The 12,946-nt window shown below is 67.0% G+C and carries 12 protein-coding genes and 1 pseudogene; 3 read left to right on the forward strand and 10 right to left on the reverse strand.

The genetic code is table 11. The annotated features are described in order from the left end of the window. Positions 1 to 202: 202 nt before the first annotated feature. The 6 genes from PW843_24635 to PW843_24660 all read right to left on the reverse strand — a co-directional run bounded on the left by PW843_24635 (position 203) and on the right by PW843_24660 (position 6,681). Positions 203 to 946, reverse strand: coding sequence for a MipA/OmpV family protein (locus tag PW843_24635; protein ID MDE1149751.1), 744 nt, complete (start codon positions 944 to 946; stop codon positions 203 to 205). Positions 947 to 1,403: 457 nt separating this feature from the next. After that, complete coding sequence (locus PW843_24640) at positions 1,404 to 2,984, reverse strand: beta-xylosidase (protein MDE1149752.1); 1,581 nt, start codon at positions 2,982 to 2,984, stop codon at positions 1,404 to 1,406. Between the two features lie 357 nt (positions 2,985 to 3,341). Continuing rightward, on the reverse strand, positions 3,342 to 3,620 hold the full coding sequence (infA, locus tag PW843_24645) for a translation initiation factor IF-1 (protein MDE1149753.1): 279 nt from the start codon (positions 3,618 to 3,620) through the stop codon (positions 3,342 to 3,344). Between the two features lie 183 nt (positions 3,621 to 3,803). Then, positions 3,804 to 4,013 carry a cold-shock protein gene (locus PW843_24650; protein MDE1149754.1) on the reverse strand — a complete coding sequence of 70 codons (210 nt, stop codon included), beginning with the start codon at positions 4,011 to 4,013 and terminating at the stop codon, positions 3,804 to 3,806. A gap of 221 nt (positions 4,014 to 4,234) precedes the next feature. Then, positions 4,235 to 4,972 carry a M15 family metallopeptidase gene (locus PW843_24655; protein MDE1149755.1) on the reverse strand — a complete coding sequence of 246 codons (738 nt, stop codon included), beginning with the start codon at positions 4,970 to 4,972 and terminating at the stop codon, positions 4,235 to 4,237. Between the two features lie 113 nt (positions 4,973 to 5,085). Then, the gene (locus PW843_24660; protein MDE1149756.1) at positions 5,086 to 6,681 is read right to left on the reverse strand and encodes a hypothetical protein; all 1,596 of its coding nucleotides are present in this window, start codon (positions 6,679 to 6,681) and stop codon (positions 5,086 to 5,088) included. Between the two features lie 389 nt (positions 6,682 to 7,070). Between PW843_24660 and PW843_24665 the strand changes: the two are divergent. Further along, positions 7,071 to 7,262, forward strand: a pseudogene (locus PW843_24665) (PadR family transcriptional regulator). A gap of 352 nt (positions 7,263 to 7,614) precedes the next feature. Next, positions 7,615 to 8,382, forward strand: coding sequence for a siderophore-interacting protein (locus PW843_24670; GenBank protein ID MDE1149757.1), 768 nt, complete (start codon positions 7,615 to 7,617; stop codon positions 8,380 to 8,382). A 48-nt stretch (positions 8,383 to 8,430) separates the two neighbouring features. On the opposite strand, the gene PW843_24675 is transcribed toward PW843_24670, so the two are convergent. Together PW843_24675 and PW843_24680 are read right to left on the reverse strand one after the other, a co-directional pair. Further along, positions 8,431 to 9,744, reverse strand: coding sequence for an MFS transporter (locus tag PW843_24675; GenBank protein ID MDE1149758.1), 1,314 nt, complete (start codon positions 9,742 to 9,744; stop codon positions 8,431 to 8,433). Positions 9,745 to 9,835: 91 nt separating this feature from the next. Next, positions 9,836 to 10,306, reverse strand: a complete 471-nt coding sequence (locus tag PW843_24680) for a hypothetical protein (GenBank protein ID MDE1149759.1) — start codon at positions 10,304 to 10,306, stop codon at positions 9,836 to 9,838. A gap of 414 nt (positions 10,307 to 10,720) precedes the next feature. On the opposite strand from PW843_24680, the gene PW843_24685 reads away from it, so the two are divergent. Continuing rightward, positions 10,721 to 11,689 carry a 2-hydroxyacid dehydrogenase gene (locus tag PW843_24685; GenBank protein MDE1149760.1) on the forward strand — a complete coding sequence of 323 codons (969 nt, stop codon included), beginning with the start codon at positions 10,721 to 10,723 and terminating at the stop codon, positions 11,687 to 11,689. Between the two features lie 142 nt (positions 11,690 to 11,831). Here PW843_24685 and PW843_24690 read toward each other — a convergent pair whose 3' ends face one another. Both PW843_24690 and PW843_24695 read right to left on the reverse strand, forming a co-directional pair. Beyond that, complete coding sequence (locus PW843_24690) at positions 11,832 to 12,596, reverse strand: magnesium transporter CorA family protein (protein ID MDE1149761.1); 765 nt, start codon at positions 12,594 to 12,596, stop codon at positions 11,832 to 11,834. Then, positions 12,593 to 12,814, reverse strand: coding sequence for a hypothetical protein (locus PW843_24695; protein ID MDE1149762.1), 222 nt, complete (start codon positions 12,812 to 12,814; stop codon positions 12,593 to 12,595). Before PW843_24695 ends, PW843_24690 begins: the two co-directional genes overlap by 4 nt. Between the last annotated feature and the right edge of the window lie 132 nt (positions 12,815 to 12,946).

Genomic DNA, 12,946 nt, shown 5'->3' on the forward strand with positions numbered 1-12,946 from the left:
TTCGGTCTTCGGCACGTCCTCACCTAGTAAGACGTTTTTCGGCGGAATTTTTTCCCGTACTAAAGCAGTATTTCTTTGGAGTAGCTAAATGTCCCCTGCATTGGGTGTGGCGAAGAAAACGGCAGTACCGCCGCCTGCTATTACGGCACGCGGCGGACCATCCTGGGCAGTGTCATCTACAAATGGTGGGCGTTCGCCGGAGTCAGAAGCGATAGGCGACGCTGAAGTTGAAGGTCATCTGCGTGCTGGCGCGGGTGATGGGGCTGTCGGCGGCGTCACCCAGCAGTTTCTGGAACGCCCCGTCGGCCGTCATGAACCAGTTGTCGGTCCAGAACCAGACGGCGCTGAGCCCGGCGCCGGCGCTTTCAAAGCCGGCGCTGGGGGTGAATTGGCGATAGCCGCTGCCGGCCGACTGGCCGGCCGACACGCCGAAATACTTCCGCAGATAGTTTGAATCGGCGTAGGTGGCGGTGGGGCCGGCGAAGACGAAGAAGCGCTCACTGCCCATGATGGGCATATAGGCGCTGATGTCGGCCACCGTACCGGTGTTGCCGATGAAGCCGCGCCGCACCGCCGCCCGCAGCATAACCGGGAAGATGGTGTATTCCGCGAACACCTTGGGCTCAACCGCCGGTCCGATGTCGCCCATGCCGCGCAGATGGCTGCTGTCGTCCTGGTCGCGGCCGACATCATAGCCCACGGTCACGCCGGCGCGGAAGTTCTCACCCCGCAGGATGTTGAAACCCAGGCCTTCACCCATGGAAAAGAAGGCCAGGTCCTCATAACGCACATCCAGGTTGATGCCCGGCTGGACATGGTATTGCGAGGAACCGGGGTAGCGCGGCTGGAACGACGCCGCGCCGCCGAAGGTGACATCCCAGGTCGGCAGTGGATTCTCGAACTTCGACCGCAGCAGCACGCCGGCCGAATATTGCCATTCATTCAAGGGGGAGGGGGTCTGGGCGGCGGCCTGTCCGGGGTTCAGCAGGCAGGCGAGGCAAAGCACAAGACCGAGGAGAGAACTCAGCAGGAAGGCGTGCCGGCTGTTTCGAGCGTTCTTAGGTGCGACATTCCCGAATGAGCCGCCGAGGAAATGCATGTCGTTGTCTCCTGAAGGACCCTGTGGCACCCGCTTGCCAGGCACAGGGGGGCGCAATCGTCCTGCATCCCGCCTTTAAACGGCGACGTGGTTCGGCAGGTTCCCGTCGCGCGAAAAATAACCTTGGCATAGCGCGCGGTGCGGTTGAAGTGGACAGTCGTGTCCGCAATAGAAAAAAGGATTACACGCAAGTACTGTGATCGGCAGCGGGCGGCGTGCCGGTTTTGACTTTGGTACAACACATGAAAAAGCCCGCTTCGGGCCAAGAAGCGGGCTTTCTCGATCAGGCAGGATCGGTGGTGCGTCAGCCGGCCGGGGTCAACTCAAGCAGGACGATGTCGTTCGTCCGCATGGGCAGGTCGATAGGGAAGGCGCCGTCGCCGCCCACGCGCACGATCTTGTCGGTCTCCGGCACATCCTTGGTCAGCCCTTCAAGCTGGGCCAGCTGGTCGGCCGTCAGCGCCTGGGGCAGCCCCATGTCGATATAGGCGCTATAGGCGTCGTTGGCGCGGTAGCCGGTGCGGCGGACCTTCAGATGATAGGCGCCGGGCTTCAGTCCCGCCAGGCGCAGGGCCACAGGCTCGGTCGCGATGGCGGGATGCGGCGCGCGGTAATAGGGCCGGTTGCTGACCTTCTGCTCCGGCTGGGTCCAGTCGAACACCAGGGCCGTGATCTTGCCCCCGTCGGTGGTGGCGAAGATGTGGGCGTCGTCGCTGGCCAGGGCCGTCCCGCCCAGCGCGTGCAGGTATTTGTAGGCGAACCAGGCGGGCTTGCGGATGCCCTGCGGGTTCATCAGGCCGAAGCCACCCTCGAACGGGGCGGTGGGCGGGCCCGGCTCCTCGAACAGGTCGGTGTAGGTCCAATAGCTCATGCCCTGGGCCAGGCCCTGGACGCGCTTCAGCTTTTCCAGGATGTAGGCGGCGCTGACGTAGCTGTCGTGCACGGCGTCGCGCGGGGTGTAGCTGGTGCTCCACTCCGTGAAATAGAGCGGCAACTGGGGGAAGGCGGACGCGCTGATCTGGTCGCGCACCCTGCGCACGTCGCCGACGATGGCGTCGGGGGAGGGGGACAGCTTGGTGTCCTTCTCGCCCTTTTCATCCAGGAAGCCGCCCTCGACGCCATAGGTGTGGGTGGACACGAAGTCCACGCCGGATCCGCTTTTCGCCACATGGGCCAGGAACTCCGGCACCCAGGCCGCCCCTGCCGTGGCCGGGCCGCCGACCCGCAAGGTGGGGTCGATCGCCTTGATGGCGCGGGCCGTGACGTCGTAAAGCTCGAAATAGGCGGCCTGGTCGCCCTTCTCGAAAAAGCCGTCCAGGTTGGGCTCGTTCCACACCTCGAAGAACCACTTCCGCACTTCTTCCACGCCATAGCGTTCGCGGATATGGCCGATGAAGGCGGTGATCAGGTCGCCCCAGGCGTCCAGCCGGGGATGGGAGGTATTGCCCTTCCAGTAGAAGATGGTGAGGTCGGATGTCTTCATCGCCTCCGGCGTGAAGCCCAGTTCCACGAAGGGGCGGATACCCTTGGCCATCAGGGCGTCGTACAACTGGTCGATGCCGCTCCAGTCATAACGGATCCGGCCGTTCTCCACCTTCACGGTGCCCAGCACGTCGTGGAAGATGGCATGGAAGCGGAGATAGCGGAAACCCAGTTCATCCACCGCGGTCTTCAGCTGTGCCTGGGCGTCCGGGCGGATCAGCGTGCCGGGATAGTCGGACCCGACCGACAGGTCGAAGAAGCGGTCCACCGGGCCGGCGGTGTGGGCCGTGTCCAGCGTGATGCTGCGCGTGCGGCGGGTGGCCTTGGCGAAGGCACGGCCCGCGGCGGACAGGCCGGGCAACAGGGACGCGGCGGCGACGAACGCGCGGCGGGACAGCTTCATGGGACTTCCTCCGGATTTTTTTTTTGAGACTCATGCAACGGGCCAGGGGGAACTGGCCGTGGCCCCGGCGCCGTCAGGGTTTATTCTTCTCCACCTGCACCTCGCCCTCCTGGACCCACTCGCCACTATCGGGCGGCTAAATGGTAGCGGTACCATCCGTGGGCGCATGGCAACACGCGCCGGCCACCCGCCAGGGGTGCAGCATCGCCGATTGTTCCTGATAGCGCTATCACTTTATGGCCGGAATACCGGGGAGGTGACCCGCCCCCGGAGGTGCCGGCGGGCCACCGATTCGGCGGCCCGTTACTCCACCTGCGACGCCACAAGGGAAATCCGGTGGCGTGCCTTGAAGCCGGCTCAGCGACGGCGGGGCGGGGGACGGCGGGCGGGACCGGCGCCGGGGCCGGCGGCGCGTTCGTCCTTATGACGATAGGTGATGCGGCCCTTGGTCAGGTCGTACGGCGTCATCTCCACCGTCACGCGGTCACCCGCCAGCGAGCGGATACGGCTCTTGCGCATGCGGCCGGCGGTGTAGGCGATGATCTCATGCCCGTTTTCCAGCTTCACCCGGAAACGGCCGTCGGGCAGGGCCTCTTCAATCTTGCCCTCGAACTCGAGGAATTCTTCCTTGGCCATGGGGCGCTCCTAGAACAGGTCGCGTGAAGGCGGAATCGCCTTGAAGCCGTGACCCTGCTCGCCAAACAAAAACTTAGTGCCCGCCGCGTTTCGGATTGAACGCGGCAGGTTCCAAAAGGCGAAAAAAAACGGCGGCATGGAAGCCCATGCCACCGCTTTCTTCTGAATTCCGAACGACGCGGATCAAACGGCGCGCAGGTTCTCAGCAGCCGTCTTGCCCTTGCGCGGATCGCGGACCAGCTCAAAGCTCAGCTTCTGACCTTCGGTCAGGCTGCCGAGGCCGGCGCGCTCAACGGCGGAAATGTGGACGAAAACGTCGGCGGAGCCATCCTCGGGCTGAATGAAACCGAAGCCCTTGGTGCTGTTGAACCACTTAACGGTACCGATGGTCATAGTAATCTCCTGGGAATTTTCCCGGTCATAGCTGCCCGTCGCGGGAGTGCGGTGCGGGCATCAAAGTTCACGACAGGGAAGTTACGGCCAAGACCGCACAGTAACCCAGTAGCAAAGTCGATGCGCCCAACATGGCGCGCGTGGCGCGAGATTGCAAGCTTTCAGCACGCAGGACCTGCCATGCTTCCCCAAAAGGGCCGGCGGCCGCCCGTTTTTCCCCCTCATTTGGGCTGTGCGGTTTCCGTCGCCCCGCCGGGAATATAGCGCAAACCGGTCACCTCATAGGGCCGGTCCATGCGGGCGCCGTCACCGACCGTCACCTTCATGAAATGCATATAGTCGGGCACGCCGGCGTCGAATCCGCCCCAGATCCAGCCGTGGCGGGTGAAGATCTGGAAGGCGGCACCTTGCGGGGACACCTTGCCCGGTGCCCCATCGCGGGGCGTGTATTGCGCCGCCACCTTGGGCCACCAATTGTGCTGCAGGTCCAGGAAGGGGTTGATCAGGGGGTTGATGTCGATGGCCATGCCATAGGCGTGGCTGCTCCATTCATTGGGGGCGTCGTCCGCCTTCTCGCAATAGAATCCCACGGTGATGTTCTGCTCGGCATAGATGGTGGAGCCGTACTTTTCCCAGGAATCGACCCGGTTGACGGGGAAATGCGCGGCATAGAGGTCGGCGAAAAGGCTGGCCACGTCGTTGGCGATGCGCTTGTTGACCACCAGGGCGCCGTCGTGGGCCTTGCCGTCGAAGCCTTGGTAAGTGACGGCCACCGACACCAGATCGTCCAGGGCCACGGGGCAGCCCGGCTTCCAGGCGATGCCGGTCATTGCCGTGCGCTGCGCCTCCGTCAGCGGGGCGATGGTGCCCGCTGCTGCCGTTTGCGCGGCCATGCCCAGGGCCGCCGCGACCGTAATTCCCATAGCCCCCAGGCGCACCTTGACGCCGACCTTCGCCATTGCCGTTCCCCATCCTGCCATCATCGCCCCCGCGCAGGCTCTCATTTAGCGCGGATCGCGTTAAGGTGGAAACGGCTTGGGGGCGGTGCCACCCGGGCGGTGGGAAGTGGCCCCTAATCGGATGTCAGCGTGCGCTGCACCTGGCCGATGTTCACGACCAGCCGCCGCGCCAGCCAGACGGCGCGCTCGAACAGGATGGTCAGGCGGAACAGGGCGTCCTGCACGGGTGCTGCCGCATCGGAACCGGAAACCAGGCGGCGGCGCAGTTCGTCCATCAACTGGTCGCGGTGGCCCAACAGGCCCAGGGTCAGGTCGGCATCGTCGGCGCCCAGGCTTTCCGCGTAACCGGCCACCACGCTCAACAGGGTGTGCAAGGCCTCCACCAGGTTGCCGGTGGTGGACAGGGCCGCCGCCGCCGGCACCGTGGCCGCCAACTCCGCCAGGGTTTCGTGCAGTTCGCCGGCGTTGCCGACCGCGTCTTCCAGCAGCAGGGCGGCCGCCACCTCGACCTGGCGCGGCTGGTTGTCCAGCAGCAGGCGGATGTAGGTCCGGATGGCCTGGGCCAGGGTGGTGCCGGCGGCACGCAGGGTCTGTGCCGTGGGGGTCGCCTTGTCCGGTTCCGCCCGCACATGGTCCAGCAGCAGGGGCAGCCGTTCGCTGAGGCGGGCCAGTTCCCGCATGGCGAGATCCAGCGCCACCGGCGGATCGGACAGGGCCTCGCGCAACAGGAAGGCGGGCTGGGCCAGGGTGTCGCCGGCGCTGGGCGGGGCCAGGCGCGCCGCCAGGGTGGCGATGGGATTCCGTCCCAGGCTGACGACCAGGGATCCCGCCACCTGGGCCAGGGTGAACAGGACGGCGATCTCGGCGGCCACCCCCATGCCCGCGTGATCGGCCAGGCCCTGCAAGGTGTCGGGGGCCTCGGTGGCGATGACGGCGGCCACCGCCAGGAACAGGGCGCCGCCGGCCTTCTGCACCGCCTGGAACACGAAGATCAGGCGGCCGTCGCCGGATTCGCCCGGCACCACCATCAGGTTGTTGAGGATGGCGGCGGCATTGGCGCCGGCGATCAGCGGCAGGGCGGCCGGCAGGGTCAGCAGGCCGGATCCCACCGCCGCCACCGCAACGGCGGCGGCCACGGAGGATGACTGTGCCGCGAAGGAGAATCCGGCCCCCACCGCGGCCAGCAGCCACGGGGAATGCAGCACCATGGCCAGGCCGCCGCCGTGCACCAGATCGTCCCGCACCGGCCCGACGGTGGAAGAGATGATGTGCATGCCGAACAGCAGGAAGGCGGCGCCCAGCGCCGCCTCCAGCATGTTGCGCAGGCGGTCGGTGCGGGCCAGCTTGAAGTAGGTGGCGATGCCGACCAGGCCGATGACCACGCTGGCCGCCGTCGTCGTGTCGATGGCCACCAGCAGGGGCAGCATGGCGGTGCCGACATTGGACCAGGTGGGCGCGACCAGGGCGGGGCCGGGCGGCAGGATCCCCGCCCGCAGGAAACCCATGATGATCCACGAGACGGCGTTGCTGCTCTGCGTCGCCACGCCGGCCAGGGTGCCGCTGATGGCGCTGCTGAGCGGGCTGCGCAGCGCCCAGGCGAAAACGGCGCGGGTGCGCCGCCCCACCAGCGGCACCAGGTTGGCCGACAGCGACCGCGCGCCGATGAAGAACAGCCCCAGCCCGCACAGAAGGGTGGCGATGATGCTCATGCGCGTGGGCCGCGCCGCCGGATGGCGGTGCGCCCGTCCTCAAAAGCCATGCCGCAGCCCGGCGGCATGTGGCCGAATTCCCCCACCCTCATGAACATCCCCGAACGCGACGTCGTCTGCGGCCATGCGAACCCCGTCCCCACGGGGGCGCATGCCGGATCATGGCGTTGTAACACAGGCGGTGGGCCGCTTTTTGTGACGGATATGTGAAATGGTCGGCCGACCGACGCCCCCATGCCGCTTGCGCGATCATATTTTCAGATGTATCGTAAGATATGTTTTTCGATAGACGAGATAGCCGGCATCCTTTCCAGGCCGCGGGGCGGCACGGGGGATGGAATCCTTGGCACCACGGCGGCGGTGGTGGTTCGCGGCGGGGCGGCGGCGGCATGCCGGGCGCCCGCAAGCTTTCCTCAAACGATCTGCAACTGGTGATCCTGGCCCTGCTGGAAAAGCAGCCGGCCCATGGGTACGAACTGATCCGCACGCTGGAGGAACGCTCCGGCGGCTTCTACGCGCCCAGCCCCGGCGTCATCTATCCGGCGCTGACCTATCTGGAGGAGGTGGGGCACGCCAATGCGGAGCCTGACGGCAACCGCAAGCGTTACCGCCTGACCGAAACGGGCCTGCATCATCTGCAGGCCAACCGCGCCCTGGTCGACTCCATCCTTGAGGCGCTGGGCCGCGTCGGTGGCCGCATGGCGGAGGTGCGTGAGGCCTTCGCCGGCCTGAACGAGGTCGATCCCGCCGCCTGGGACGATCTGCACCGCGCCCGCCACGATCTGAAGCACGCGCTGCTGCGCGCGAAGGGCTCCGGCCCCGCCGAGGCACGGCGCATCACCGCCATCCTGGAGCGCGCGACCGCCGAGATCCTCGGCACGGCCGCCAGCGCCCCGACATTGAATTCCCAAGCAAGAGAGAGAAACCCTGACCATGCAGTCTCAGGACAACGGCGGCGCGACCGCGCGCCACCCGATTCAACGCGTGCGCCACGACACCCGCCGCCGCACCCTGACGGTCACCGCCGTCACCCGCCTGACGCCCAAGATGCTGCGCATCGACTTCACCTCACCCGATCTGGCGGATTTCACCAGTGCTGGGCCGGACGACCATGTGAAGGTCTTCCTGTCGAACGGCGGCGAGAGTGTCATGCGCGACTACACCCCCCGGGCCTTCGACCGGGAAAAACGCACGCTGACCATCGACTTCGCCATCCATGAGGCGGGGCCCGCCACCGCCTGGGCCCTGCAGGCCAAGGTGGGGGATACGCTGGAGATCGGTGGCCCGCGCGGCTCCGTCGTGGTGCCGGACGATTTTGACTGGTACCTGCTGATCGCCGATGAAACCGGGCTGCCGGCCATGGGCCGCCGGCTGGAGGAATTGCGGCCCGGCGTGCCGGTGCTGACCGTCGCCGTCATCGACAACGCGGATGAGGTGCAGGCGATTGAGACCGGCACCGCCTGGACACCCCACTGGATTTACCGCGACCAGCAGCCGGGCGGCGACGCCGACCTGCTGCGCCAGGCGCTTGATGGCCTGACCCTTCCCGAGGGCGATGGCTACGTCTGGATCGCGGCGGAGGCCCAGGTGGTCAAGGCCCTGCGCGGCCATTTCATCGAGGAGCGCAAGCACCCGGCCGCCTGGATGCGGGCGTCGGGCTATTGGCTGCGCGGCGAGGCCGGCGCGCACGAGAACTTCTGAATGTAATCAGCGGCGTGAGGCGTCCTCACGCCGCTTTCGGCCGCGACTTTAGCCGCCAGCTTCCAGCAGTGCCAGTTCCCGACGGACGGCCTGGTGACGGTCGGCGGTCAGGCGATGGCCGCGCACCAGGGGAATGGCCAGCAGGCACAACACCGCCGGCACCCAGATGGCGGCGACGGACAGGGCCGTCGTGGCTTGGCCGGTTTGTTCAGCACCCTGCGGGTTGAAGCCCGCCCGGTCCAGGGCCATCAGGGCCAGGGCGGGGGCGACGGCGGCGGCCAGCTTGTCGATGATCGAGAACAGGGCCGACAGGGCGCCCAACTGGTCGGTGCCGGATGACAGCCGCCATTGGTCCCCCAGGTCGGCCATCATTGAGCGCATCAGCACCGGGGCCGCCGACAGGGTGATGCCGAAGCCGGCCAGGATGACCATGCCCACCTTGGGGCTGGACCAGGGCAGCAGGTGCACCACCGGGTACAGCAGGGCCTGCGCCGCGAAGCCCAGCGCCAGGGCGCGGTGCTTTTCCATCAGCGTGCCCAGCATGCTCCACAGATAGCCGCCGGCGATGGCACCCAGCTTCAGGACGAACAGCAGGCTGGCCGTTTGCAGCGGGCTCAGGCCATGGAACAGGGGATAATAGAAAAAGAAGACGGCGCCCGAGCCGTACAACGCCAGGCTGGTCAGGAAGCTGGACCCCAGCAGGCGGGCGACATCGCCCTGGGCCAGCAGCCGGGCATAGTCGCGCCAGGCCGGGCGGCGGGTCCAGGCGGCCGGCGGCTCGCGCACTAGCAGGACGGCCAGGGCCACGCCCACCGGCGTCGCCGCCATGATGAACCAGCCCATGGCCGGCACCGTGGCGGCCGGGGTCGCCTTCAGCGCCGGCAGCAGGGGCAGGGCGGTGATGGCCAGGCCGCCCACCATGAAGAAGGCCTGCGCCCAGGCGAAGATGGCGTTGCGCTCGTCATAATCGTCGCTCAGCGACCCGCCCCAGGCCACGTGGGCCACGCTGCACAGGGACCAGGCGGCATAGGTGCCGGCCAGGCACAGCGACAGATAGGTGGCGCTGGCCCCCTTGGGCGGCATGAACAGGCCGAAGACCGATACGATCAGGAAGGGCGTGCCGATCACCAGCCACAGGCGGAACCGGCCGAAGGCTGATCGGGTGTTGTCCAGCACCACCGCCGCCAGCGGGTCGGCGATGATGTCGGCCAACCGCGCCACCAGGAAGGCCAGGCCCACCAGGCCCAGCGGCAGGCCCACGACCGTGCCGTAGTAATTGGGCAAATAGATCAGCAGCGGCAGCCCCAGGCCGGCCAGCCCCACCGTCGGGGCGGCATACGCCATCTTGGTCACCATCCGCATCCAGGCCTCCTCTTCACACGAGGCGACACCGTAAAGGGAAAGTGGGGGTCAGGGAAAGTGCCCGTGGCCCCTTCCAGCCGGGGGATTTCAATCAGGCGCTCAACGCCTCACGCTCACACGTGGTGGGCAATTGCGCGGCGGGGGGCACCAGCGTCAGGCTGTTGACGCGCAGGGCGCCGGCCAGGGCGCGCGCGGTCATGGCCAGGGTGGGCCGGTCATTTTCCAGCGCCAGCCAGCGCAGTTGGGCGTCGAACTGCGCCTCCTTCCCGTTCTGGGCGGCGGCCACCAGCATCAGCACCTGCCGCTCATCCGCGGTCAGGCTGGGGCAGCCGGGATGGCCGATGGCCAGTTCCCGCCGGCAGGTGTGGATCAGCGCCAGCAGGAAGGTGTGCAGGGTGGCCAGCACCTCCCGCCCATCCTCACCACAGGTGTCCGCGAACTCCCGTCCCACCAGGGGGCCGTAGTCCTTGCCCTGCACCATGCGGCGCAACGCCCAGACAAGCAGATGTTCACCCGGGCCGAATTCCGGCACGTGGTCCGATTTCGCGGTTACGGCATCCATCAATGACATCGTCATATCCCCCGACGGATCATGGGCGTTCCAAAGGGAAGCCACCAGCCGCCGTAGATGCAAATCATTCTCAAACCATAACGCATGTCGGGCGCGTTGGCAAAGGCCACCGTCACACCCGGCGTGCATACCCAAACAAGTATTCTATACCCCGGCGGCCACATTGACCCAAGGCCTGAACCGTTTCCCCCCGAAATGGTCACCGAGATGACACCGGTTGGGGCAAGGACCGTTGGGACGAAGGGTCGCAGGCGGCTTCAACCGACGCGACGGGCAGACAGGCGGCATCCGCCGTCCTATCCTGCCGGCCCCGATACCCGGGGCCAGTCCCCAGGAATTGGGGGCGCGCATCCGGGATGGCAAGGCCGGGAACGGCAAAGCCGCAACGACAAGAGGATCCGGCAGATGGCGACCCAGACCGATATCGACCTGCTGATGCCCGCCCCCATGATGCCCTTCGTCATGGAACAATTGGATCAGGCCTTCCGCGTCCACAAGCTGTGGCTGGCACCTGATGCGGATGCCATGCTGGCGGAGGTCGGCCCCCGCGTGCGCGCCATCGCGGCCGCTGGTGGCGCCTCCGTCACGGCGCAACTGATGGGCCGGCTGCCGACTCTGGAATGCGTGTCCAGCTTCGGCGTGGGCTACGACCACGTGGATGCCAGGTGGGCCGGCGCCCACGGCATCACCGTCACCAACACCCCCGACGTCCTGACGGAGGAGGTGGCGGACACCGCCCTGGCCCTGGTGCTGATGGCGGTGCGCCGCCTGCCGCAGGCGGAACGCTATCTGCGCGCCGGCCATTGGCTGGAAAAGTCCTATCCGCTGACATCGTCGTTGCGCGACCGCACGGCCGGCATCCTGGGCCTGGGCCGCATCGGCAAGGCCATCGGCCACCGATTGGAGGCCTGCGGCGTGCCCGTCCACTATCACGGCCGCCATGCCCAGGCGGACGTGGACTATCCCTATCACGCGACACCGGTGGACCTGGCGCGGGCGGTGGACGTGCTGGTGGTGGTCACCCCCGGCGGGCCGGGCACCCGTGACCTGGTCAACGCCGACGTGCTGAAGGCCCTGGGCCCCAACGGCATCCTGGTCAATATCGCCCGCGGCAGCGTGGTGGATGAGGCGGCGCTGATCGCGGCGTTGCGGGACGGCACCATCCTGGGCGCCGGCCTGGACGTGTTCGCGCAGGAGCCCCGGGTGCCCCAGGCCCTGCTGGACCTGGACAATACCGTGCTGCTGCCGCATGTCGGCTCCGCCACCACCCACACCCGCCGCGCCATGGGCCAGCTGGTGGTGGACAACCTGCTGGCCTGGGCCGCCGGCCGGCCGGTGCTGACGCCCGTGCCGGAGACACAAGTTAAGGGGTAGTTTTTCCTGGCGGCATGGGCTTCTGCTTATGCCGCTATACCGCGACCGCGGTCGCCGGAAGTTTCCGGGGAGCGTAGCGGACTGGAAACTGAGGAAGCCCAAGCCAGCGCATGCTGGCGCCCGGCGCCTGAGGGTCGACGTATCAGAGCCAGCCCCGGCGCCGGAAATACCAATAGGGCAGGATGGCGGACACCACCATCAGGCACAGGGCGCCGGGGTAGCCGAACACCCAGTCCAGTTCCGGCATGTGCTTGAAGTTCATGCCGTAGATGGAGGCGATCAGGGTGGGCGGCAGGAAGATGACGGCGGCGACCGAGAAGATCTTGATGATGGCGTTCTGCTGGATGTTGATCAGCCCCAGGGTCGAATCCAGCAGGAACTGCGCCGTCTGCGCCAGATAGCCGTTGTAGTCCAGCAGCGACTGGATATCGCCGTTCAGCGTGTTCAGGGTGACCTTGGTTTCCGGGGCGATGGGGGCGGCCTTCTCCGCCGCCTTCAGGAACATGACGGCCCGGGCCAGGCTGTGCAGGCTTTCCCGCACGCGCGACGCCAGGTCGCCGCTGCGGCCGATGCGTTTCAGGGCCGATTGCAGGTCGGCGTCGATGATGCTGGGGCTGAGTTCCTCCCCCTGGCTGAAGACGGCGCGGGACAGGGTGTCCATGCCCTCCTTCACCTCTTCCAGCACGTCGGCCACGCGGCCGACGATGGCGCCCAGCAGGGCCAGCAGGATGCCCTCCGGATCGGACGGCAGGTCACCGGACCCCTGGTCCACCCGGCCGGTGAAGGTGCGGAAGGGGGTGGTGTCCAGGTAACGCACCGTCACCAGATGCTTGGGCGTCAGGATGAAGGTGGCGTCGGCCAGCGACGGGCCCAGTGGCGCCTGGCGGGTCAGCACGCGCACCGTCATGACCAGGGCGTAGCGCCCACCTTGTACAGCTGGCGGCTGCTCTCGATCTCCCGCATCTCCTCCCGCGTCGGGACCTCGACGCCCAGCGCTTTCTCGACCTGGGTCTCCTCCTCCCGGGTCGGGTCGATCATGTCGATCCACAGATCGTCGGCGACGCAGGGGGCGCCGGCCTGGCGTTTGGTCAGGGCGCCGTTTTCCAGGCGGTAGAGGGTCAGCATGCACGCATCTTTCCAATTATGACCGCAAGCAAGAGGCAGGAATGCTTGCGTCAGCGACAAGAACCATCCCGGCACTGCAACGATTTGTCACCCCTGTCAGCCACCGCAAGGCGTTTAGGCTTTCGCACGACG

This window comes from Azospirillaceae bacterium (assembly GCA_028283825.1).
Lineage (GTDB): Bacteria > Pseudomonadota > Alphaproteobacteria > Azospirillales > Azospirillaceae > Nitrospirillum.

Excerpts from the sequence above, each read along its gene's own strand:
- PW843_24640 (MDE1149752.1), bottom strand. The coding sequence starts at position 2,984 with ATGAAGCTGTCCCGCCGCGCGTTCGTCGCCGCCGCGTCCCTGTTGCCC.
- infA (MDE1149753.1), bottom strand. The coding sequence starts at position 3,620 with ATGGCCAAGGAAGAATTCCTCGAGTTCGAGGGCAAGATTGAAGAGGCC.
- PW843_24680 (MDE1149759.1), bottom strand. The coding sequence starts at position 10,306 with ATGGATGCCGTAACCGCGAAATCGGACCACGTGCCGGAATTCGGCCCG.
- PW843_24675 (MDE1149758.1), bottom strand. The coding sequence starts at position 9,744 with ATGCGGATGGTGACCAAGATGGCGTATGCCGCCCCGACGGTGGGGCTG.
- PW843_24685 (MDE1149760.1), top strand. The coding sequence starts at position 10,721 with ATGGCGACCCAGACCGATATCGACCTGCTGATGCCCGCCCCCATGATG.
- PW843_24655 (MDE1149755.1), bottom strand. The coding sequence starts at position 4,972 with ATGGCGAAGGTCGGCGTCAAGGTGCGCCTGGGGGCTATGGGAATTACG.
- PW843_24690 (MDE1149761.1), bottom strand. The coding sequence starts at position 12,596 with ATGACGGTGCGCGTGCTGACCCGCCAGGCGCCACTGGGCCCGTCGCTG.
- PW843_24660 (MDE1149756.1), bottom strand. The coding sequence starts at position 6,681 with ATGAGCATCATCGCCACCCTTCTGTGCGGGCTGGGGCTGTTCTTCATC.
- PW843_24670 (MDE1149757.1), top strand. The coding sequence starts at position 7,615 with ATGCAGTCTCAGGACAACGGCGGCGCGACCGCGCGCCACCCGATTCAA.
- PW843_24650 (MDE1149754.1), bottom strand. The coding sequence starts at position 4,013 with ATGACCATCGGTACCGTTAAGTGGTTCAACAGCACCAAGGGCTTCGGT.
- PW843_24695 (MDE1149762.1), bottom strand. The coding sequence starts at position 12,814 with ATGCTGACCCTCTACCGCCTGGAAAACGGCGCCCTGACCAAACGCCAG.